This is a genomic window from Flavobacterium celericrescens (assembly GCF_011392075.1).
In the GTDB taxonomy this organism is placed as follows: Bacteria; Bacteroidota; Bacteroidia; order Flavobacteriales; family Flavobacteriaceae; genus Flavobacterium; species Flavobacterium celericrescens.
The window spans coordinates 38,702-59,432 of record NZ_JAAJBV010000013.1 but is presented as its reverse complement, the minus strand read 5'-3'; the positions used below and the strand labels follow the sequence as shown (position 1 = coordinate 59,432).

The window sequence follows — 20,731 nt, the reverse complement described above, 5'->3', positions numbered from 1 at the left end:
AGGTGGTTATTGCGTCGGGGCTCACCTCTTCCCATTCCGAACAGAGAAGTTAAGCCCGACTGCGCAGATGGTACTGCAGTTATGTGGGAGAGTATGTCGCCGCCTTTCTTTTGAAAAGCCTGTCTATTATTTAGACAGGCTTTTTTGTTATTACGCAGTACTACTTCTACAATGTAATCTGATTAACTAATAAAATCTATTATTTTGTGAATTACGGTTTCATTACCTAAAATTTTACGATGTCCTAGCCCTTCTGTAATCAATAACTGTGAATTTTTTAGATGTTTTTGAATGTTATATGCAGATTTAACGGAAACATCATCATCGTCTTTATCGTGTATCACTAAAACTGGAATCTCAACTAACTTTGCTGCTTTATATGCAGAATAATCATCCATCTTGTTGCCGAATTTGTTTTCAAAATGATTTCTTAATTTAATTCCAAAATCAGATTTTAGCTTCAATTTTTTTATAAAGTCATCAATAATATCTTGTATAATATCTCCACTACCAATTATTATTGCTTTTTTGACTTGTAAATGTTGTTTAATAGCATTTAAAACAGACATACCACCAAGTGAATGTCCAATAGCATATTCAAACGGACCGTATTTTTTTTCTATTTCTAAGATGGATGCAATAAATTCTGTCATTATGGAAAAATTGCCTTTTGATTTTCCGTGTGATGGAGCATCAAAGCTAATAGTCATATACCCATTTTTTAAAAGTTCATCAGCAATTTTCACTAATTGGGTTCCACGTCCTGACCAACCATGTACTAGTAGTACTTTTTTTGAGCTTTCTCCATATTTGTATACAACTATTTCTTTATTAATTGCTGTAACTATAATGTTTTCTTGCTTACTTTCTTTATCCATAAAAAATTCTCGTTTAGGAATTTTATGTTTAATAGGAGTTGTGAAAAGCTTAGCAGCAAATTTTGTTGTCAAATTTGAAGAAAACGTTTGCAAAATCTTCGCTGTAATTAAAATTGCCTTAGGAATTTCTTGGTTTTGTGTAGTTATTTTTTTGTTTTTTGACATTTCAACTAAATTTGTTGCAAATTACAACTATTCTGTTTTATTTTTTATTATCAGAATTAATTTGTTTTACTAAAATATATTTAACACAAGGAATAAATTTGTTTGTAGTTTTCATTGAGTAATTTAAATGTTGTAAATTTGTTTGTTATTAAAAAAAGATTTTCCCTATGAATATTAAAGTTAAAATTTTAGCTGTATTACTTTTTGCATTAGTAATGTCTTGTGCAAAAAATCCATTTACAGGAAAAAGCACTATGGCTTTTGTTCCCAACAGTCAAATATTTCCATCAGCTTTTCAACAATATAATCAGTTTTTGTCTGAAAATAAAGTAATTAAAGGTACTTCAGATGCAAAAAGAATTGAAACTATAGGGATGAAAATCAAGACAGCTGCTGAACGTTTTTTAAATGCAAACGGAAATGCAAACTATTTAGATGGCTATGAATGGGAGTATAAACTAGTTGATAGTAAAGAATTGAACGCATGGTGTATGCCTGGGGGTAAAATAGTTTTTTATACAGGAATTTTGCCTGTTTGTAAAGATGATGCTGGAATTGCTGCAGTTATGGGGCATGAAGTTGCTCATGCTTTAGCAAATCATGGACAACAGAGAATGAGTGCTGGATTATTACAACAATTAGGTGCAGTTGGCGCACAAGTTGCTGTTGGAAATCAAGATGCTGAAACGCAAGCATTAGTTATGCAAGCATATGGTGTCGGATCACAAGTTGGAGGAATGTTACCTTTTAGCAGAAAACATGAAAGTGAGGCTGATATGATAGGCTTAACATTAATGGCTATTGCTGGTTACGATCCTATTAATGCAGTTAAAGTTTGGGAAAGAATGTCTGCAATTTCAAATGGTCAAGCTCCGCCGGAAATTTTGAGTACACATCCAAGTAATGAAACTAGAATTAAAGAATTAACAGCTTTGATTCCTCAAGCTAAAGCTGAAGCGGCTAAGTTTGGAGTAACTTTTAAATAATTAAAAAATTACTATTATATTTGAATCCCGACTTAATTGGTCGGGATTTTTTAATTTATGAGAAATTTAGAAAAAGGAAATTCAAAGTTACTTGATGCTTGGGCGTTCTACGATTGGGCAAATTCTGTTTATACACTAGTTATCTCTTCAACTATTTTTCCTATTTATTATGGGGCTTTGTTTAGATTGAAAGGAATTGAGGAAATTGAATTGTTTGGTTTTTTGATTCGAAGTGAATCATTAATAAGTTATGTTACTGCTTTTGGATTTTTAATTATTGCATTTATTTCTCCTTTACTCTCTGGCATTGCCGATTATTTAGGAAACAAAAAGTTTTTTCTAAAATTGTTCTGCTATATTGGTTCGATATCTTGTATGAGTTTGTACTTTTTTTCGTTAGAAAATATTGTTTTTAGTTTAATAACCTATCTATTTGCATTAATAGGTTTTTGGGGAAGTTTAGTGTTTTATAATTCCTATTTGCCAGATATTGCACACAAAGATCAGCAAGATAAAATTAGTGCAAAAGGTTTTAGTTTAGGTTATATTGGAAGCGTTATTTTATTACTAATATGTTTAGCAATGGTTATGTTAGTTGATGAAAAACATGCTATCCAAATGATGAGATATTCATTTTTATTGGTAGGAATTTGGTGGATTGGATTTAGTCAATATACTTATTATTATCTTCCAAATAATAAAAATGATAACAAATTGCATAAAAATGTGTTTTTTAATGGATTTAGAGAATTATTAAAAGTTTGGCAACAAATTAAGGGTATTCTTTCTTTAAAAAGATATTTAGCTGCATTTTTTGTGTACAGTATGGCTGTGCAAACTATCATGATTATTGCTGCTTATTTTGGTGAAAAAGAAGTTGAATGGGGAAGTGATAGCAAAAGAACAACAGGGTTAATTATTAGTATCTTAGTGATTCAATTGGTTGCTGTATTTGGAGCTTGGATTACTTCTAAGTTAGTTGAAAAATATGGAAATATTAGAGTTTTAATGCTTTTAAATTTCTTATGGATATTAATCTGTACTTATGCTTATTTTGTAATTACTCCAACAGATTTTTACATTGCAGCTTTTTTTGTTGGATTAGTAATGGGCGGAATTCAGTCCTTATCACGATCAACGTATTCAAAATTTATTCCATCTAACACAACAGATACTACTTCATTTTTTAGTTTTTATGATGTTGCTGAAAAAATAGGTATTGTAATCGGAATGTTTACCTATGGTTATATTGCTGATATAACGGGAAGAATACAAAACGCTATATTATTTCTAATTTTATTTTTTATTGTAGGATTATTTTTGCTTACAAGAGTGCCTAAAAATTAAATTTACTTATTATATTTGAAAAATTAATTAAACAAATTTATGAAAACTATAAAATCTATTCTAACACTTCTAGTTTTAACTTTAGCTTTTACAACAATATCGTGTGATGATGAACCTGTAGATCCAGTTTTATCAGGAGGTGGTTCTGGCTCTGGAGGAGGTTCAGGTTCTGGTGGTGGTGGAACTTCTACAGGAGATTATTGGCCAACAGCTATTAATAATGTTTGGAATTTTGAACAAAATGGAACTCCAACCGATCCAATTAAAATAATTGGAACAGGTACATTTGGAGGTCAAACATATTACAAATTTGCACCGCAATCTGGTTCAGGTACTGCGACATCTGGAACAGTTACTTCATGGTTAAATAAGAATGGTGGTGTTTATAAAATAAAAACAGATGATGTGACTATAGACGCTGGAGGTTTAACAGGAACACAAACAGGATATGAATATATTGTACTTAAAGATAATATAACGGTTGGAGCATCTTGGAATGGAAGTTACACACAAACAACAACTTATACTGGAATTCCAGCAATAACGCTAACAACAAATTATACGGGTACAATTTTAGCCAAAGATGTTACTGTAACAGTTAATGGAGAAACATATAACAATGTTATTAAAGTACAAATGGTTCAAAATGTGAGCATGATGGGAACACCAACAACAACTGTTGATTCTGAAATTTGGTATGCTAAAAATGTTGGACCTATTAAGTCAATAACTTCTTCGGGTGGTTTTAATTACGATTCTATATTGGTAAACTATACTCTTTTTTAAGAGTTTATAAATTTATCAAAATCCCGAACTAATACTTCGGGATTTTTTTATGGCATACATCTTGAACTATCAACTTTGAAAATACTATTTAAATTTATTTTATGATTTGATTATCAATAAAATAAGTATGTTATCAGTAACTTTGAATAGTTTTTATAAATTAATTTACTGACAAAAAGACCATATTTAAACATATGCCACATCACAAAATATTAGCCCTTGACAATTTGTCACTTCAGGAAATGGATCCAGATTCAGAATTGATTCCATTAATGACGCCAGAAGATGAAGAAGAAATGAACAATGAAGAATTGCCAAAAGATATCGCAATTCTGCCATTACGAAATACAGTATTATTTCCAGGTGTAGTTATTCCTATTACCGCTGGAAGAGATAAATCTATTAAATTAATCAATGATGCCAATGCCAAAGGAAAAATAATTGGGGTTGTGGCTCAAATTGATGAAAACGAAGAAGATCCGTCACCAAATGATGTGCATCATATCGGAACTGTTGCCAGAATTATGCGCGTTTTGAAAATGCCTGATGGGAATACAACTGTAATTCTGCAAGGTAAAAAACGTTTTGAGATTGAGGCGTTTACTCAGGAAGAACCTTATCTTAGAGCAACTATTAAAGAGGTTTCTGAAGAAAGACCAAATAAAAAAGATGTTGAATTCAAAACTATTATTGAGTCAATAAAAGAATTAGCAATTCAAATTATTAAGGAAAGTCCAAACATTCCGACTGAAGCTACTTTTGCAATCAAAAACATCGAAAGTAATCCTTTTTTAATCAATTTTGTTTCTTCCAATATGAATCTTTCAGTGGAAGAAAAACAACAATTATTATCGATAAAAAATTTAAAAGATAGAGCGTTAGAAACACTTCGCTTTATGAATTTAGAACTTCAAAAATTAGAAGTTCGCAATGATATTCAGTCAAAAGTTCGTTTTGATTTAGATCAGCAACAACGCGAATATTTCTTGCAGCAGCAAATGAAAACTATTCAAGAAGAATTGGGTGGTGTTTCTTATGAAGCTGAAATCGAGGAAATGCGCGCCAAAGGTTTGAAGAAAAAATGGGATGAAAAAACTGCAAAACATTTTGAAAAAGAATTATCAAAATTGCAACGTACGAATCCAAATTCACCTGATTTTGGTATTCAACGCAATTATATTGAGCTGTTTTTGGAATTACCTTGGAATGAATTTACTAAAGATAATTTTGATTTAAAACGTGCTCAAAAAATTTTAGACAGGGACCATTATGGTTTGGAAGAAGTAAAAAAGCGTATCATTGAGCATTTAGCAGTTTTAAAATTGCGAAATGATATGAAATCTCCAATTCTTTGTTTGTATGGTCCTCCAGGTGTAGGTAAAACTTCAATTGGAAAATCTATAGCCGAAGCATTAGGTAGAGAATACATAAGAATGTCTCTTGGTGGTTTACGTGATGAAGCAGAAATTCGTGGTCACCGAAAAACCTATATTGGTGCGATGCCAGGAAGAATTCTACAAAACATTAAAAAAGCAAAAACATCAAATCCAGTGTTTGTTTTGGATGAGATTGATAAGCTGTCTTCGAGTCATAATGGAGATCCATCTTCAGCTTTGTTAGAAGTTTTAGATCCAGAACAAAATAAAGAGTTTCATGATAATTTCTTGGAGTTAGGGTACGATTTATCAAAAGTGATGTTTATTGCGACTTCTAATAGCTTGTCAACGATTCAGCCAGCTCTTCGCGATCGTATGGAAATCATCGAAATGACAGGTTATACCATTGAAGAGAAAATCGAAATTGCAAAAACACATTTATTACCAAAGCAATTAAAAGAACACGGATTATCTGCTAAAGATTTACAAATTGGTAAAAAACAATTAGAAAAAATCGTTGTGGGTTATACGCGTGAATCAGGTGTTCGTGGTTTAGAGAAAAAAATTGCTCAAGTGGTGCGTCATGCCGCAAAATCAATTGCAATGGATGAAATTTATAATGTTAAGGTTTCAGATACAGATATTTTGGAAGTGTTAAAATCGCCTCGTATGGAGCGTGATAAATATGAAAACAATGATGTTGCTGGTGTAGTTACTGGTTTGGCTTGGACTTCTGTTGGAGGCGATATTTTGTTTATTGAATCTCTTATATCAAAAGGAAAGGGAACTATGACCATGACAGGAAATTTAGGAACTGTCATGAAAGAATCGGTTACAATTGCATTAGAGTATATTCGTGCAAACGCAGAAGATTTAGGTATAGATCCGGAAGTTTTAAACAATTATAATATACATATTCACGTGCCTGAAGGTGCTACACCAAAAGACGGCCCAAGTGCTGGAATTGCAATGTTAACCTCGATGGTTTCTTCATTTACACAGAAAAGAATTAAGAAAAATATTGCCATGACTGGAGAAATAACACTTCGTGGAAAAGTATTGCCAGTTGGTGGAATCAAAGAAAAAATTCTTGCTGCTAAAAGAGCAAATATTAAAGAAATCATTCTTTGTAAGGAAAATAAACGTGACATTGAAGAGATTAAACCAGATTATATTGAAGGATTAACTTTTCATTATGTAGATAAAATGAGCGATGTACTTGATGTAGCCATTACAAATCAAAAAGTTAAAAATGCAAAATCGTTAGAATTTAAAAAATAACTATTGATTTAAACTTTATAAAAAGAAATTCTAATAAGAAAGTTATTGGAATTTCTTTTTTTGTTTTCTACCGTATATAATTTTATCTTCGCAGTTGCGTTATGATTAAGTTAACACCACAAAATGCTACAAAAAACGATATTATTTTCTTTAATACTTCTTTCGACTAACGTTTTTAGTCAAATAGGAGGTAAGTATGTATATCAGTTTTTAAATTTAGCACAATCTCCTCGCCAAGCGGCTTTAGGTGGAAAAACAGTAACAGTAGTAGATTATGATGTAAATCAAGCTTTTTATAATCCTGCTACAATTAATCAAAAAATGCACAACCGTTTGTCGGCAAATTACGGGAGTTATTATGGCGAAGTTTCCTATGGAACAGCGGCTTATGCTTACACTTATGATCGTCATTTGCAAACATTTCATGCGGGAATAAGTTATATTAATTATGGTACTTTTGAAGGCCGTGATGAAGTGGGAAATTTAACTTCAGATTTTACAGGAAGTGAAGCAGCTTTGTCCTTAGGTTATGCTTATAATTTACCTTGGACTGATATGTATATTGGCGCCAATGCAAAACTAATTTCTTCTACATTGGAAAGTTACAATTCTTGGGGAGCCGCAGTTGATTTAGGATTTTTGTATGTCGATTATGATAACGATATTAATTATGGTTTAACGATTAGAAATGTTGGTTTCCAAATTAAACCGTATGCTGATACGCGTGAAAAATTGCCGCTTTCAATCGATGCAGGAATCTCACAATTGATGGAAAATGTTCCCATTCGTTGGCACATGACTTTTGAAAATTTGCAACAATGGAATATCGCTTTTTCGAATCCAAATAGAGCAGAAGGAAATTTAGATGGTGGATCGACAGAAGAGAAAGTTTCTTTTTTTAATAATGCACTTCGACACGTAATTGTTGGTGCCGAATTATTTCCTGAAAAAGGATTCAATATTCGATTGGGATATAATTTTAGAAGAAGCGAAGAATTGAGAATTCTTGAACAAAGAAGTTTTTCAGGAATTTCTGCGGGTTTTGGAATCCGATTTGGGAAAGTTAAATTCGATTATTCTTATTCCAGATATACGGTGGCAGCCAATACAAGTTTATTTGGTTTGATGATTGAATTGGAGTAAAGTTAAGTGATTAGTGAAAAGTAATTAGTGATTAGCTTAAATGAACTTCATTATTTTCAAAGTATTACTTAAAAAAAACTTATATGACTTATATGTTTAAAAAGTAGTAGATTAATAATATAAAACATAGCGCCTAGCGTTTTCGTGGCAAAATATGAAAAAAATTACCATAGCAATAGACGGTTTTTCGTCAACAGGAAAAAGTACATTAGCTAAACAATTAGCTGCAGCATTAGGTTATGTATATGTAGATACAGGTGCGATGTATCGTGCGGTAGCTTATTATGCTATGCAACACGATTTAGTTTCTGAAACACATTTAGATAAAGCAGGATTAATTTCTCAATTGCCAAATATCAATTTACGTTTTCAATTGAATTCTGATTTAGGATTTGCAGAAATGTATTTAAATAACGAAAATATTGAAGCCCAAATCAGAACTATTGAAGTTTCTCGTATGGTAAGTAAAGTAGCTGAAATTTCAGAAGTACGCGCAAAATTAGTAGAACAGCAGCAAGAAATGGGCAAAGACAAAGGCATTGTGATGGATGGAAGGGATATTTGTACGGTTGTTTTTCCTGATGCTGAGTTGAAATTATTCATGACAGCAAGTTCAAAAACTAGAGCACAACGTAGATTTGACGAATTAGTAGAAAAAGGACAACATGTTACTTTTGAAGAAGTATTGCATAATGTTGAAGAACGCGATTACATTGACACTCATAGAGAAGATTCTCCATTGGTAAAAGCGGATGACGCCATCGAAATTGATAATTCTACCTTAAGTAAAAAAGAACAATTTGAATTGGTTTTAAATTTAGTAAAAGAGAGATTATAATTCGTTTTTTATTAAAATCAATTTAATTCTTCTAATTTCTTTCTTTTCAAGCTTTTAAATATTTTAATTAAGTTTTGTAAATAAACAAAAAGTAGTATCTTTGCACACCTTTTGGCGGAGTAGAGTTTCCTTTAGGTATCAATCATTTATGTAAAACACTGCTGCTGTTTTCTATCGCATTAAGAAACTCAAGAAACACGGCATACAAATTTTTTAATCAGCATGTCTGAAATTAACAAAACACAAGAAGAGTTTTTAGAGAATTTTAACTGGCATAACTTCCAAGAAGGAATTGACCCAGTTGATGAAAAAAACTTACAAGAATTTGAAGATCTAGTAACTAAAACTTTCATCTCTACAGGAGAAGAAGAAGTAGTAGAAGGTGTTGTTGTAAGAATTACTGATAGAGATGCAATCGTTGATATCAACGCTAAATCTGAAGGTGTTATTTCTTTAAACGAATTCCGTTACAATCCTAACTTAAAAGTTGGTGATAAAGTAGAAGTATTAATTGATGTTCGTGAAGACAAAACAGGTCAGTTAGTATTATCTCACAGAAAAGCTAGAACTATCAAAGCATGGGATAGAGTTATTGCTGCAAACGAAACAGGAGAAATCGTTAACGGTTTCGTTAAATGTAGAACTAAAGGTGGTATGATTGTAGATGTTTTCGGAATTGAAGCATTCTTACCAGGATCACAAATTGATGTGAAACCTATCCGTGATTACGATCAATATGTGAACAAAACTATGGAATTTAAAGTTGTGAAAATCAACCATGAATTCAAAAACGTAGTAGTATCTCACAAAGCGCTTATCGAAGCTGATATTGAAGTACAGAAAAAAGAAATCATTGGTCAATTAGAAAAAGGACAAGTATTAGAAGGTGTTGTTAAAAACATTACTTCATACGGTGTGTTTATTGATTTAGGTGGAGTAGATGGATTAATCCATATTACTGACTTATCTTGGTCAAGAATTAATCACCCAAGCGAAGTTCTTGAATTAGATCAAAAATTAAACGTGGTTATCCTTGATTTTGATGATGAGAAAACAAGAATCCAATTAGGTTTAAAACAATTAAATGCTCATCCTTGGGATGCTTTAGGAACTGAATTAAAAGTTGGTGATAAAGTTAAAGGAAAAGTAGTTGTTTTAGCTGATTATGGTGCTTTCATCGAAGTTGCTGAAGGTGTAGAAGGTTTAATCCACGTTTCTGAAATGTCTTGGTCAACTCACTTAAGAAGTGCTCAAGATTTCATGAAAATTGGTGATGTAGTTGAAGCAGTTGTTTTAACTTTAGACAGAGACGAAAGAAAAATGTCTTTAGGTATCAAACAAATGACTCAAGACCCATGGACTGATATCACTGCTAAATACCCAGTAGGTTCTAAACACACTGGAATCGTTAGAAACTTTACTAACTTCGGAATTTTCGTTGAGTTAGAAGAAGGTATCGATGGTTTAGTATATATCTCTGATTTATCTTGGACTAAGAAAATCAAACATCCATCTGAATTTGTAAACGTTGGTGAAAAATTAGATGTTGTTGTATTAGAATTAGATGTTGAAGGACGTAAATTATCTTTAGGTCACAAACAAACTACTGCTAATCCATGGGATAAATATGAAGACGCTTTTGCTGTTGGAACTATCCACAACGGAACAATTTCTGAAATCGTTGACAAAGGAGCTACTGTAGAATTTGGTGACGATATCGTTGCTTTCATTCCTACACGTCACTTAGAAAAAGAAGACGGTAAAAAATTGAAAAAAGGTGATACTGCTGACTTTAAAGTTATTGAGTTCAACAAAGAATTCAAAAGAGTAGTAGCATCTCATACAGCTATCTTCAGAGAAGAAGAAGAGAAAAACGTTAAAGCTGCTGTTGAAACTACTTCAACTAACGCTGCTCAAACATCTACTTTAGGTGATAACAACGATATTCTTGCTGAATTAAAAGCTAAAATGGAAAAAGGAGGTAAATAATCTCTAATTTTCTAAATATTTTAAATCCCGAAAGAAATTTCGGGATTTTTTATTGTGTATTATATTTGTTTATCGTAATATTGCAATATAATAATTATAGACATCATGGGAGTATCAAAATCAGAATCTTTTTCAGTAGCACATAATGAAATGGCAAGCTTGTTCAAAGCCTTGTCACATCCTGCTAGAGTGGCTATCGTAGAATATTTATTGTCGGTAGATACTTGTATTTGTGGAGATATCGTAGAAGTATTACCGTTAGCGCAACCAACCGTTTCTCAACATTTAAAAGAATTGAAAAACGCTAACATCATCAAAGGAAGTATTGATGGAACCGCAATTTGTTATTGCATTAATCCAGATACAATTGAAATCATCGAGAAGTACTTTGGTTCTATCAATAAACAACTTAAAAATAAGTGTTGTTAAAAAAAATGGTTAGACTGTTTTAGAGATTTACCTTTAACAATCTAACTTTCTAAATAATCTAAAATGAAATTATCAGAAATTAAATCCGAATTAAAAAAGCTAACCACTATAGCTTTTCAATTGCCAAACGGCGATTTAGTGCCAAGTCATTTCCATGTAACAGAGGTTGGAAAAGTATCGAAACATTTCATTGATTGCGGTGGAACTGTTAGAACAGAAGAAGTAGTGAATTTTCAACTTTGGGAAGCCAATGATTACGACCACAGATTGCATCCGGAGAAATTAGTTCACATCATAGAGCTTTCAGAAAAAGCGTTAGGTTTACCTGATTTAGAAATCGAAGTAGAATATCAAATGAAGGAAACCATAGGAAAATTTAGTTTAGATTTTGATGGAACGAACTTCCAATTAAAATCAAAATTAACCGATTGCTTAGCTAAAGATAATTGCGGAATTCCACCAGAGAAAATGAAAGTCAAAATAGGCGAGTGGAAACCAAAGCAGACTTCTTGTTGTTCACCAGATTCAGGTTGTTGTTAATATGGAAAATACTAAAAAACAACATTGGGAAACTGTTTTTATCACAAAAGCAGAAAACGAAGTAAGTTGGTTTCAAGAGCAACCTCAGACTTCTATTCAATTAATTCAAGCTTGTAAAGTAGCTAAAGATGCCAAAATCATTGATATTGGTGGTGGTGATAGCTATTTGATTGATAGCTTACTTGATTTTGGTTACACCAATTTATTCTTGTTAGATATTTCAGAAGCAGCAATTAAACGTGCAAAATTACGATTAGGTGAAAAAGCTAAACATGTAACTTTTGTAGTTTCAGATAGTTTACACTTTCATTCGGATGAAAAATTTGATGTTTGGCACGATAGAGCGTCTTTTCATTTTTTTACCGAAGCTAGCGATATCGAGCAATACAAAAATAATGTCATTGCAAATACCAATCAAAATGCGCACTTAATAATCGGAACTTTTTCTGAAGATGGTCCGTTAAAATGCAGCGGTTTGCCAATAACACAATATTCTGTTGATAAAATGGAAGCTGTTTTTGGTCAAGATTTTGAATTAGAAAACTGCTTTACAGAAGACCATGAAACGCCTTTTAACACAGTTCAGAATTTCATTTTTTGTCATTATATGAAGAAGTAATATGTTTGAAAATTTAGTAACAACCATAGAATCTATTGTGAAAATTGAAGTTTCAGATGAGCGTAAATCAGTTTTGCAACCGCTTGTGGATTATATTCAAAAGAAAGTAAATACTAATGAAGAAATTCGATTGAATTTCATTTGTACACATAATTCTAGGAGAAGTCATTTGTCTCAAATTTGGGCACAAACGATGGCTTTTCAATTCGGAATCAAGAATGTGTTTTGTTATTCTGGCGGAACTGAAGCTACAGCAATGTTTCCAAAAGTTAGTGAAACATTAGTAAATCAAGGATTTCAAATTCAGAAGTTAAGTGAAGAACAAAATCCTGTTTATACAGTAAAATTTAATGAAAATCAACATCCAATTATTTGTTTTTCTAAAACATATTTCGATGATTTTAATCCGAAGAATAATTTTGGGGCTATCATGACTTGTAATAATGCTGACGAAGGTTGTCCAATGGTTTTTGGTGCAGAAGTAAGATTTCCAATTAAATATGACGATCCAAAAGCATTTGATGGAACGGATGTAATGAACGAGAAATACACAGAAAGAAGTTTGCAAATAGCTTCTGAAATGTATTTTGTATTTTCTCAAATAAAATAAGGATATGAAAAAACGATTAGGATTTTTAGACCGTTATTTAACTCTTTGGATTTTCTTAGCGATGTTAATTGGAGTAGGAATAGGCTATTTTATTCCCAATTCAGCTGATTTTATCAATTCATTTTCATCAGGAACTACGAATGTTCCGTTGGCAATTGGGTTGATTTTAATGATGTATCCACCCTTAACCAAAATCGATTTTTCAAAAGTGCCTCAAATGTTTGAAAAGCCTAAGTTATTATCCGCTTCGTTTTTCATCACTTGGATTGTGGGACCGTTTTTAATGTTTTTATTAGCGACTTTCTTTTTGAAAGATTATCCAGAATATATGACAGGCTTAATTATTATTGGATTAGCACCTTGTATTGCAATGGTAATTGTATGGAATGAGCTAGCGGAAGGTAATCGTGAATTAACAGCCGGTTTAATTGGAATTAATAGTTTATTGCAAGTGTTTTTTTTCAGTTTGTATGCTTATTTCTATTTAGAGATTATGTTACCATTTTTCGGAATTAAAGGTTTAGAATTAAACATCACAATTACTGAAATTGCTACAACAGTTGGAATTTATTTAGGTATTCCATTTGTGTTGGCAGTGATGAGTCGTTTTGCTATTAAAAAGTATTTAGGTGAAAAGTTTTTCAATCAGAAATTTATTCCTTTTGTTTCACCAATGACTTTAATTGCTTTACTTTTTACAATTGTAGTAATGTTCAGTTTAAAAGGCGAAATGATTATTGATTTACCAATGGATGTTGTTAGAATTGCCATTCCATTAGTGATTTTCTTTGCAATTATGTTTTTCTTAATGTTTTTTGTTTCTAAAAGAATCGGAGCTGATTATAGAGATGCAGTTGCCTTGTCATTCACCGCTTCTGGAAATAATTTTGAACTTGCTATTGCAGTTTCAATTGGTGTTTTTGGAATTAACAGCGGCCAAGCATTCGCGGGAGTTATTGGACCTTTAGTTGAAGTTCCTGCATTGATTATTTTAGTAAACGTGGCGTTTTTGTTGCGAAAAAGATATTTTAATAAATAAAAAAAGAGGATGTTAATCCTCTTTTTTTATTCTTCTTTTTGTCCCATCATCATTAGATATCCTTTCAAAAATTTGTCAATTTCTCCATTCATTACGCTGTCAACATCGCTTGTCTCAACTCCAGTTCTAACGTCTTTAACTAATTTATATGGTTGCATGACGTAGTTTCTTATTTGTGAACCCCATTCAATTTTCATTTTGCCTGCTTCAATGTCATTTCGTTGGGCTTGTTGTTTTTTAAGCTCAATTTCATATAATTGCGATTTTAACATTTGAAGCGCACGTTGTCTGTTATCGTGTTGTGAACGCGTTTCTGAACATTGAATTTGAATTCCTGTAGGTTTATGAACCAATTGAACTTTAGTTTCTACTTTGTTTACATTTTGACCTCCAGCACCACTTGAACGAGCTGTAGTAATTTCAATATCAGCAGGATTGATTTCAATTTCAATGGTATCATCTACTAAAGGATATACATATACTGAAGCAAATGAAGTATGTCGTTTTGCATTACTATCAAAAGGAGAAATTCGCACCAATCGATGTACGCCGTTTTCGCCTTTTAAATAACCAAAAGCAAATTCGCCTTCAAATTCAAGAGTAACCGTTTTTATTCCAGCAACATCACCTTCTTGAAAGTTTAATTCTTTGATTTTGTAACCTTGTTTTTCGCCCCACATTAAATACATTCGCATTAACATAGATGCCCAGTCACAACTTTCAGTTCCACCAGCACCTGCTGTGATTTGCAATACGGCACTCATGCTATCTCCTTCATCGGATAACATGTTTCTAAATTCCAAATCTTCAATATGATTAATGGTTTCGGTATAAAACGATTCTACTTCTTCTTCAGAAATAGCACCTTCTTTAAAGAAATCCAGCATAATTTGAAGTTCTTCTACCTGATCCATTCCTTTATTATAATCTTCTACCCATTTCTTTTTAGAACGTAGGTTTCGTACTATAATTTCAGCTTCTCTTGCATTGTTCCAAAAATCTGGAGCAAAGGTTTTTTCTTCTTCGTTAGTTATTTCAATCGTTTTGGCATCGATGTCAAAGATACCTCCTTAACGCACCAAGGCGATCAATAATATCTCTGACTTGTTCTGTATTTATCATAAATATTGTAGTTTTACACAACAAAAATAGGTATTCTTTTTTATTCTATGGAAATAAATTTAGTAAGCGACACAGTAACCAAACCTTCAGTTGAGATGTTAAACGTAATGTTTAATGCTAAAGTAGGTGATGATGTATATAAACAAGACCCAACAGTCAATGAGTTAGAAGAAACTTTGGCGGACTTATTTGGGATGGAAGCAGCCTTGTTTTTTCCTTCAGGAACGATGGCAAATCAGACGGCGATTAAGTTGCATACACAACCAGGAGAACAAGTAATTTGCGATAAATACTCGCACATTTATCATTATGAAGGAGGCGGAGCATCATTTAACAGTGGTGTTTCATGTTGTTTAGTTGATGGAAATCGCGGTATGATTACAGCTGATTTAGTTAAAAACGGAATCAATGATCCTGAATTTTATCACGCACCTTTAACTTCGTTAGTAAGCATTGAGAATACTACAAACAAAGGTGGTGGCGCTTGTTACGATTTACAACCTTTACAAGAAATTAAGCAAGTTTGCATTGAAAATAATTTGAAATACCATTTAGACGGTGCACGCTTGTGGAATGCTTTAGTAGCTAAAAAACAACATCCAAAGCAGTTTGGAGAATTATTTGATACCATTTCAGTTTGTTTGTCAAAAGGATTAGGTGCACCAGTTGGTTCGGTTTTGTTGGGCAGTAAAGCAGATATGCATCGTGCTTTGAGAATTCGTAAGATTTTTGGCGGTAATATGCGTCAATCTGGATATTTGGCAGCGGCTGGATTATTTGCGTTGCAGAATAACATCAGTCGTTTAGAAATTGACCATAGAAGAGCAAAAGAATTAGGCAATTTGTTAGAAAAAATGCCTTGGGTTGCTAATGTAGAACCTGTGGAAACCAATATTTTGATTTTTGGCTTACAACCTTTTGTAGATGAAAAACTTTTTATGGAGAAATTAAAGCAAAAAGGTATTGCGATTAGTTCAATGGGGCATGGAAAGCTTCGTATTGTTACGCATTTAGATTATAAAGAAGTTATGCACGAATATGTGATGGAAGTGTTTTCTAAATTGACTTTTTAATTTTTGGAACATAGATTAATAAAAGTTAGAGAAATTTATAAAATCAAACTTGAAACTTGAAACAAAAATTTTATGGAAATCATAATCATATCAATAGTAGCTTTTTTAACCGCTATTCTGACCTTTTTCTCAGGTTTTGGATTAGGGACATTATTAACTCCAGTTTTCATGTTGTTTTTTCCAGTTGATATTGCAATAGGTTTGTGTGGAATTGTGCATTTTGCTAATAATTTATTTAAGTTTTTCCTAGTTGGAAAGCATGCTAACAAAGAAGTTTTACTAAAATTCGGAATTCCTGCCATTTTTGCTGCGATGTTAGGTTCGTGGTTGTTATTACAAATTTCTGATTTAGAACCCTTGTTTAGTTACTCGTTATTTGGAAAAGAGTGGAAGGTTTTACCCATAAAATTCATCATAGCGATTTTATTAGTGATTTTTGCTCTTTTAGACTTGATTCCTTACTTAAGTAAATTGGAATTTGGAAAAGATAAATTGCCTTTAGGCGGAATTTTAAGTGGATTTTTTGGTGGGCTTTCTGGACATCAGGGTGCTTTGCGAAGTGCATTTTTGATAAAAGCTGGTTTGTCCAAAGAAAGTTTCATCGCTACAGGAATTGTAGTTTCGATGTTTATTGATTTTACGCGTTTAAGTGTTTACGCTTCAAAAATAACGACTTATACCTTGTATGAAAATAAAGTATTGTTGATTTCGGCAACACTTTGTGCTATTACTGGCGCATATTTGGGTAACCAACTATTAAAGAAAGTTACCCTTAAGTTTATCCAATTTTTTGTTGCTGTTTTATTGCTATTAGTTGCAATTGCTTTAGGAATGGGAATTATTTAAACATATCCATTCCAGGAATATTTGGCATACCTTCTTTTGCTACAGCTGCTAATTCTGTTTCATTAACATTAGTGGCTTTCTCGATAGCTTTATTAAGAACATTAATTAAATAGTCTTCCAACATTTCTTTGTCTTGAAGCAAATCATTACTAATAGTTATATTTTTGATTTTTCGGTTAGCTGTTAAGGTAACTTCAAGTAATCCATCAGTACTTTTTTCATCAATTAAAACGTGGTCTAAACGCTTTTTTGTTTCTTCTACTTTTTGTTGGGTTTCTTTTAATTTACCCATCATTCCCATAAGGTCTCCAAACATGATTATTATTTTTTTATTCGGACAAAAATAGTAAATTAGCAGTTAATAATTATTGTAAAACTTCATGAAAAAAATCACGTATTTTCTTTTGGGTTGTGTTATTTTTACTCCAGTTTACAGTCAAAATAAAACAAATAAAATGTCAGATAAAATAGTTCCTCCTGTAGCTAAAATAGTTCCTAAAACTTTAGAAAAACACGGAGACAAAAGGATTGATAACTATTATTGGTTAAACGAAAGAGAGAATCCAGAAGTTATTGATTATCTAAATAAAGAAAACGAATATTATCAAAAATCTACAGCGCATACAAAGCAATTTCAAGACGAATTGTTTTTGGAAATGAAATCACGTATTAAAGAAGATGATAGTTCTGTACCATACTTGTACAATGGATATTATTACATTACACGTTATGAAACTGGAAAAGATTATCCAATTTATTCAAGAAAAAAAGGAAGTCTTGACGCGAAAGAAGAAATTATGTTTGATTGCAACGAAATGGCAAAAGGACAATCTTATTTTAATCTATCAGGAATAAGCATCAGTGAAGATAACAAATGGGTAGCTTATGGTGTGGATTTGGTTTCAAGAAGACAATATACAATTCAAATTAAAAATCTTGAAACGGGTGAAATTCTACCTGTTAAATTAGAAAACACTACAGGAGGTTCAACTTGGGCTGGTGATAATAAAACATTGTTTTATACTCGTAAAGATGCGCAAACTTTACGTTCTGATAAAATTTATAAGCACACTTTAGGAGCAGAGGCTTCAACAGATGTTATGGTTTTTCATGAAAAAGATGATACTTTTAGTACATTTGTTTATAAGGAAAAATCAAAAAAGTATTTAGTAATTGGTTCATCAAGTACTTTAACTTCTGAATATCAAATTTTAGATGCAAAAAACCCGAATGGTGAATTTAAGATTTTCCAAAAAAGAACACGTGGATTAGAATATTCGATTTCGCATTATGGTGATAGCTTTTATATTGTTACTAACAAAGACAAAGCAACCAACTTCAAATTAATGAAAACGCCAGAAACTGCAACAGCTGCCGAAAACTGGAAAGATTTAATTGAACATAGAAAAGATGTTTTATTAGAAGGAATCGAAATTTTCAAAGATTATTTGGTAGTTGAAGAGCGTTCAAACGGATTGAATAAAATTCAAATTCGTCCTTGGAATGGAAAAGGAGAATATTATTTACCATTTGATAGCGAAACCTATACGGCTTACACAACTACCAATGTAGATTTTGACACTGAAATTCTTCGTTATGGATACCAATCAATGGCAACACCATCTTCAGTGATTGATTTCAACATGAGTACTCAGGAGAAAAAAGTATTGAAAGAACAAGAAGTATTGGGTGGAAAATTCGATAAGAACAATTACATCGAAGAAAGAGTTTGGGCAACCGCAATTGACGGAACAAAAGTGCCAATCTCAATGGTATATAGAAAAGGAATAAAAAAAGACGGAAAAAATCCATTGTTGTTATATGCCTATGGTTCATATGGAGCTACAATGGATCCTTATTTTTCATCCACTCGTTTGAGTTTATTGGATAGAGGATTTATTTATGCAATCGCTCATATTAGAGGAGGCGAGGACTTAGGAAGAGAATGGTATGAGAACGGAAAACTTTTAAAGAAAATTAACACTTTTACCGATTTTATTGACTGTTCAAAATTTGTGATAGCCGAAAAATATACTTCATCAGAACATTTATATGCAGAAGGAGGTTCTGCAGGAGGTTTGTTGATGGGTGCAATTGTTAATATGAATCCTGAATTATATAATGGAGTAATTGCACAGGTTCCTTTTGTGGATGTAATTACAACAATGTTAGATGATACAATCCCATTGACTACTGGAGAGTATGACGAGTGGGGAAATCCTAATGAAAAAAAATACTATGATTATATGTTGTCTTATTCACCATATGATCAAGTAAAGGCTCAAGCTTATCCAAATATGTATGTTTCAACAGGTTTGCACGATTCTCAAGTACAATATTGGGAACCTGCTAAATGGGTTGCAAAATTACGTGTCATGAAAACAAATGACAAGCAATTATTTTTAGATACTAATATGGATGCTGGGCATGGAGGAGCTTCAGGAAGATTTGAAGCATTAAAAGAACTAGCTAAAGAATTTACTTTTTTATTAGATTTAGAAAAAATTAAGAAGTAATTAAACTTTTTTTGTTAAATTTGCAGGGTTTTGAGGTAACTAAAAATTACCTGCCTCAAATAATTTATTTTTTATGAAAGAAGAAATAAAAGCCTATAATAATGTTTTGGAATTAATCGGTAATACGCCATTAATCAAATTAAGCAGGGTAGCAGAATCTTTATCAGGAAGTTTCTATGCCAAAGTTGAAGCTTTTAATCCAGGACATTCTACAAAAGATCGTATTGCATTATACATTATTGAAGAAGCAGAAAAAAGAGGCATTTTGAAGCCAGGCGATACTATTATTGAAACTACATCCGGAAATACTGGATTTAGTTTAGCAATGGTAAGTATCATAAAAGGTTATGAGTGTATTTTAGCTGTAAGTTCAAAATCATCAAAGGATAAAATTGATATGCTGCGCTCAATGGGAGCAAAGGTATATGTTTGTCCTGCACACGTTTCTGCGGATGATGAACGCTCTTACTATAATGTTGCTAAGCGATTACATGAAGAAACTAAAGGTTCGGTTTATATTAACCAATATTTTAATGATTTAAATGTAGATGCACATTATAATTCTACAGGACCTGAAATTTGGGAACAAACAGCTGGACAAATTACGCATTTAGTAGCATGTAGTGGTACAGGAGGAACAATTTCAGGAACAGCTCGTTTCTTAAAAGAAAAAAATCCAAATATTAAAGTTTTAGGAGTAGATGCTTTTGGTTCTGTTTTGAAAAAATACCACGAAACTAAAGAGTTTGATAACGATGAAATTTATCCATACAGAATTGAAGGTTTGGGGAAAAATTTAATTCCTACTGCTACAGATTTTGATATTATTGATAAATTTATCAAAGTATCTGATGAAGATAGTGCACATACTGCAAGAGAAATTGTAAAGAAAGAAGGATTATTTGTAGGATATACTTCTGGTGCTGCTTTCCAAGCGGTTAAGCAATTTGCTGAAGAAGGTGAATTTGATGCAAACAGTAAAGTTGTGATTATTTTCCCAGATCATGGCTCAAGATACATGAGTAAAGTATTTAGTGATGATTGGATGAATGAACAAGGTTTTTTTGATAGTGTGAACAGAGAAGAAGCCTTAAAAATTGAAATTATCAAATAATTCTTTGTAAGATTATAAAAAAAACACCACTATC

The 20,731-nt window shown here is 32.0% G+C and carries 19 protein-coding genes and 1 rRNA gene; 17 read left to right on the top strand and 3 right to left on the bottom strand.

The window, feature by feature from the left end:
* A 5S ribosomal RNA gene (gene rrf, locus G4L40_RS12805) occupies positions 1-108 on the top strand.
* A gap of 74 nt (positions 109-182) precedes the next feature.
* On the opposite strand, the gene G4L40_RS12800 is transcribed toward rrf, so the two are convergent.
* Entirely contained in the window at positions 183-1,043 is an 861-nt protein-coding gene (locus tag G4L40_RS12800) for an alpha/beta fold hydrolase (protein ID WP_166237588.1), read from the bottom strand.
* A 167-nt stretch (positions 1,044-1,210) separates the two neighbouring features.
* Here G4L40_RS12800 and G4L40_RS12795 point away from each other — a divergent pair, with 167 nt between their 5' ends.
* The 12 genes from G4L40_RS12795 (at position 1,211) to arsB (ending at position 14,026) form a co-directional block, all read left to right on the top strand.
* Positions 1,211-2,029, top strand: a complete 819-nt coding sequence (locus G4L40_RS12795; protein ID WP_166237587.1) for a M48 family metallopeptidase — start codon at positions 1,211-1,213, stop codon at positions 2,027-2,029.
* Between the two features lie 57 nt (positions 2,030-2,086).
* Positions 2,087-3,376 carry an MFS transporter gene (locus G4L40_RS12790; protein ID WP_166237586.1) on the top strand — a complete coding sequence of 430 codons (1,290 nt, stop codon included), beginning with the start codon at positions 2,087-2,089 and terminating at the stop codon, positions 3,374-3,376.
* Between the two features lie 39 nt (positions 3,377-3,415).
* Entirely contained in the window at positions 3,416-4,162 is a 747-nt protein-coding gene (locus tag G4L40_RS12785; protein WP_166237585.1) for a hypothetical protein, read from the top strand.
* 194 nt (positions 4,163-4,356) lie between these two features.
* On the top strand, positions 4,357-6,819 hold the full coding sequence (gene lon, locus G4L40_RS12780; protein ID WP_166237584.1) for an endopeptidase La: 2,463 nt from the start codon (positions 4,357-4,359) through the stop codon (positions 6,817-6,819).
* A 123-nt stretch (positions 6,820-6,942) separates the two neighbouring features.
* The gene (gene porQ / locus G4L40_RS12775) at positions 6,943-7,962 is read left to right on the top strand and encodes a type IX secretion system protein PorQ (RefSeq protein ID WP_166237583.1); all 1,020 of its coding nucleotides are present in this window, start codon (positions 6,943-6,945) and stop codon (positions 7,960-7,962) included.
* 154 nt (positions 7,963-8,116) lie between these two features.
* Positions 8,117-8,800, top strand: a complete 684-nt coding sequence (gene cmk / locus G4L40_RS12770; protein ID WP_166237582.1) for a (d)CMP kinase — start codon at positions 8,117-8,119, stop codon at positions 8,798-8,800.
* 222 nt (positions 8,801-9,022) lie between these two features.
* Positions 9,023-10,789 carry a 30S ribosomal protein S1 gene (rpsA, locus tag G4L40_RS12765; RefSeq protein ID WP_166237581.1) on the top strand — a complete coding sequence of 589 codons (1,767 nt, stop codon included), beginning with the start codon at positions 9,023-9,025 and terminating at the stop codon, positions 10,787-10,789.
* Between the two features lie 105 nt (positions 10,790-10,894).
* Positions 10,895-11,218, top strand: coding sequence for an ArsR/SmtB family transcription factor (locus G4L40_RS12760; protein ID WP_166237580.1), 324 nt, complete (start codon positions 10,895-10,897; stop codon positions 11,216-11,218).
* Between the two features lie 63 nt (positions 11,219-11,281).
* Positions 11,282-11,758 (top strand): DUF6428 family protein, encoded by a 477-nt coding sequence (locus tag G4L40_RS12755; RefSeq protein ID WP_166237579.1) that lies wholly within the window; start codon positions 11,282-11,284, stop codon positions 11,756-11,758.
* Between the two features lies 1 nt (position 11,759).
* On the top strand, positions 11,760-12,377 hold the full coding sequence (locus G4L40_RS12750; protein ID WP_166237578.1) for a class I SAM-dependent methyltransferase: 618 nt from the start codon (positions 11,760-11,762) through the stop codon (positions 12,375-12,377).
* A 1-nt stretch (position 12,378) separates the two neighbouring features.
* Positions 12,379-12,987: an arsenate-mycothiol transferase ArsC gene (locus G4L40_RS12745; protein ID WP_166237577.1), complete on the top strand. Its 609-nt coding sequence runs from the start codon at positions 12,379-12,381 to the stop codon at positions 12,985-12,987.
* A gap of 4 nt (positions 12,988-12,991) precedes the next feature.
* Positions 12,992-14,026 carry an ACR3 family arsenite efflux transporter gene (gene arsB, locus G4L40_RS12740; RefSeq protein ID WP_166237576.1) on the top strand — a complete coding sequence of 345 codons (1,035 nt, stop codon included), beginning with the start codon at positions 12,992-12,994 and terminating at the stop codon, positions 14,024-14,026.
* Between the two features lie 26 nt (positions 14,027-14,052).
* On the opposite strand, the gene prfB is transcribed toward arsB, so the two are convergent.
* Positions 14,053-15,148, bottom strand: a protein-coding gene (gene prfB / locus G4L40_RS12735) for a peptide chain release factor 2 (RefSeq protein WP_166237575.1) whose coding sequence is annotated in 2 segments (ribosomal slippage) — positions 14,053-15,084 and positions 15,086-15,148 — 1,095 coding nt in all. Because the reading frame shifts where the segments join, the coding sequence is not laid out codon by codon here.
* A 47-nt stretch (positions 15,149-15,195) separates the two neighbouring features.
* On the opposite strand from prfB, the gene G4L40_RS12730 reads away from it, so the two are divergent.
* Both G4L40_RS12730 and G4L40_RS12725 read left to right on the top strand, forming a co-directional pair.
* Positions 15,196-16,221, top strand: coding sequence for a threonine aldolase family protein (locus G4L40_RS12730; RefSeq protein ID WP_166237574.1), 1,026 nt, complete (start codon positions 15,196-15,198; stop codon positions 16,219-16,221).
* Positions 16,222-16,293: 72 nt separating this feature from the next.
* The gene (locus G4L40_RS12725) at positions 16,294-17,067 is read left to right on the top strand and encodes a sulfite exporter TauE/SafE family protein (RefSeq protein WP_166237573.1); all 774 of its coding nucleotides are present in this window, start codon (positions 16,294-16,296) and stop codon (positions 17,065-17,067) included.
* Here G4L40_RS12725 and G4L40_RS12720 read toward each other — a convergent pair.
* A complete protein-coding gene (locus G4L40_RS12720) occupies positions 17,060-17,383 on the bottom strand; it encodes a YbaB/EbfC family nucleoid-associated protein (protein WP_166237572.1) in 324 nt (107 codons plus the stop codon). The genes G4L40_RS12725 and G4L40_RS12720 overlap by 8 nt on opposite strands.
* Before the next feature lie 139 nt (positions 17,384-17,522).
* Between G4L40_RS12720 and G4L40_RS12715 the strand changes: the two genes are divergently transcribed.
* Together G4L40_RS12715 and G4L40_RS12710 are read left to right on the top strand one after the other, a co-directional pair.
* Entirely contained in the window at positions 17,523-19,583 is a 2,061-nt protein-coding gene (locus G4L40_RS12715; RefSeq protein ID WP_207785388.1) for a S9 family peptidase, read from the top strand.
* A 73-nt stretch (positions 19,584-19,656) separates the two neighbouring features.
* Complete coding sequence (locus tag G4L40_RS12710; protein WP_166237570.1) at positions 19,657-20,697, top strand: PLP-dependent cysteine synthase family protein; 1,041 nt, start codon at positions 19,657-19,659, stop codon at positions 20,695-20,697.
* Positions 20,698-20,731: the final 34 nt, after the last annotated feature.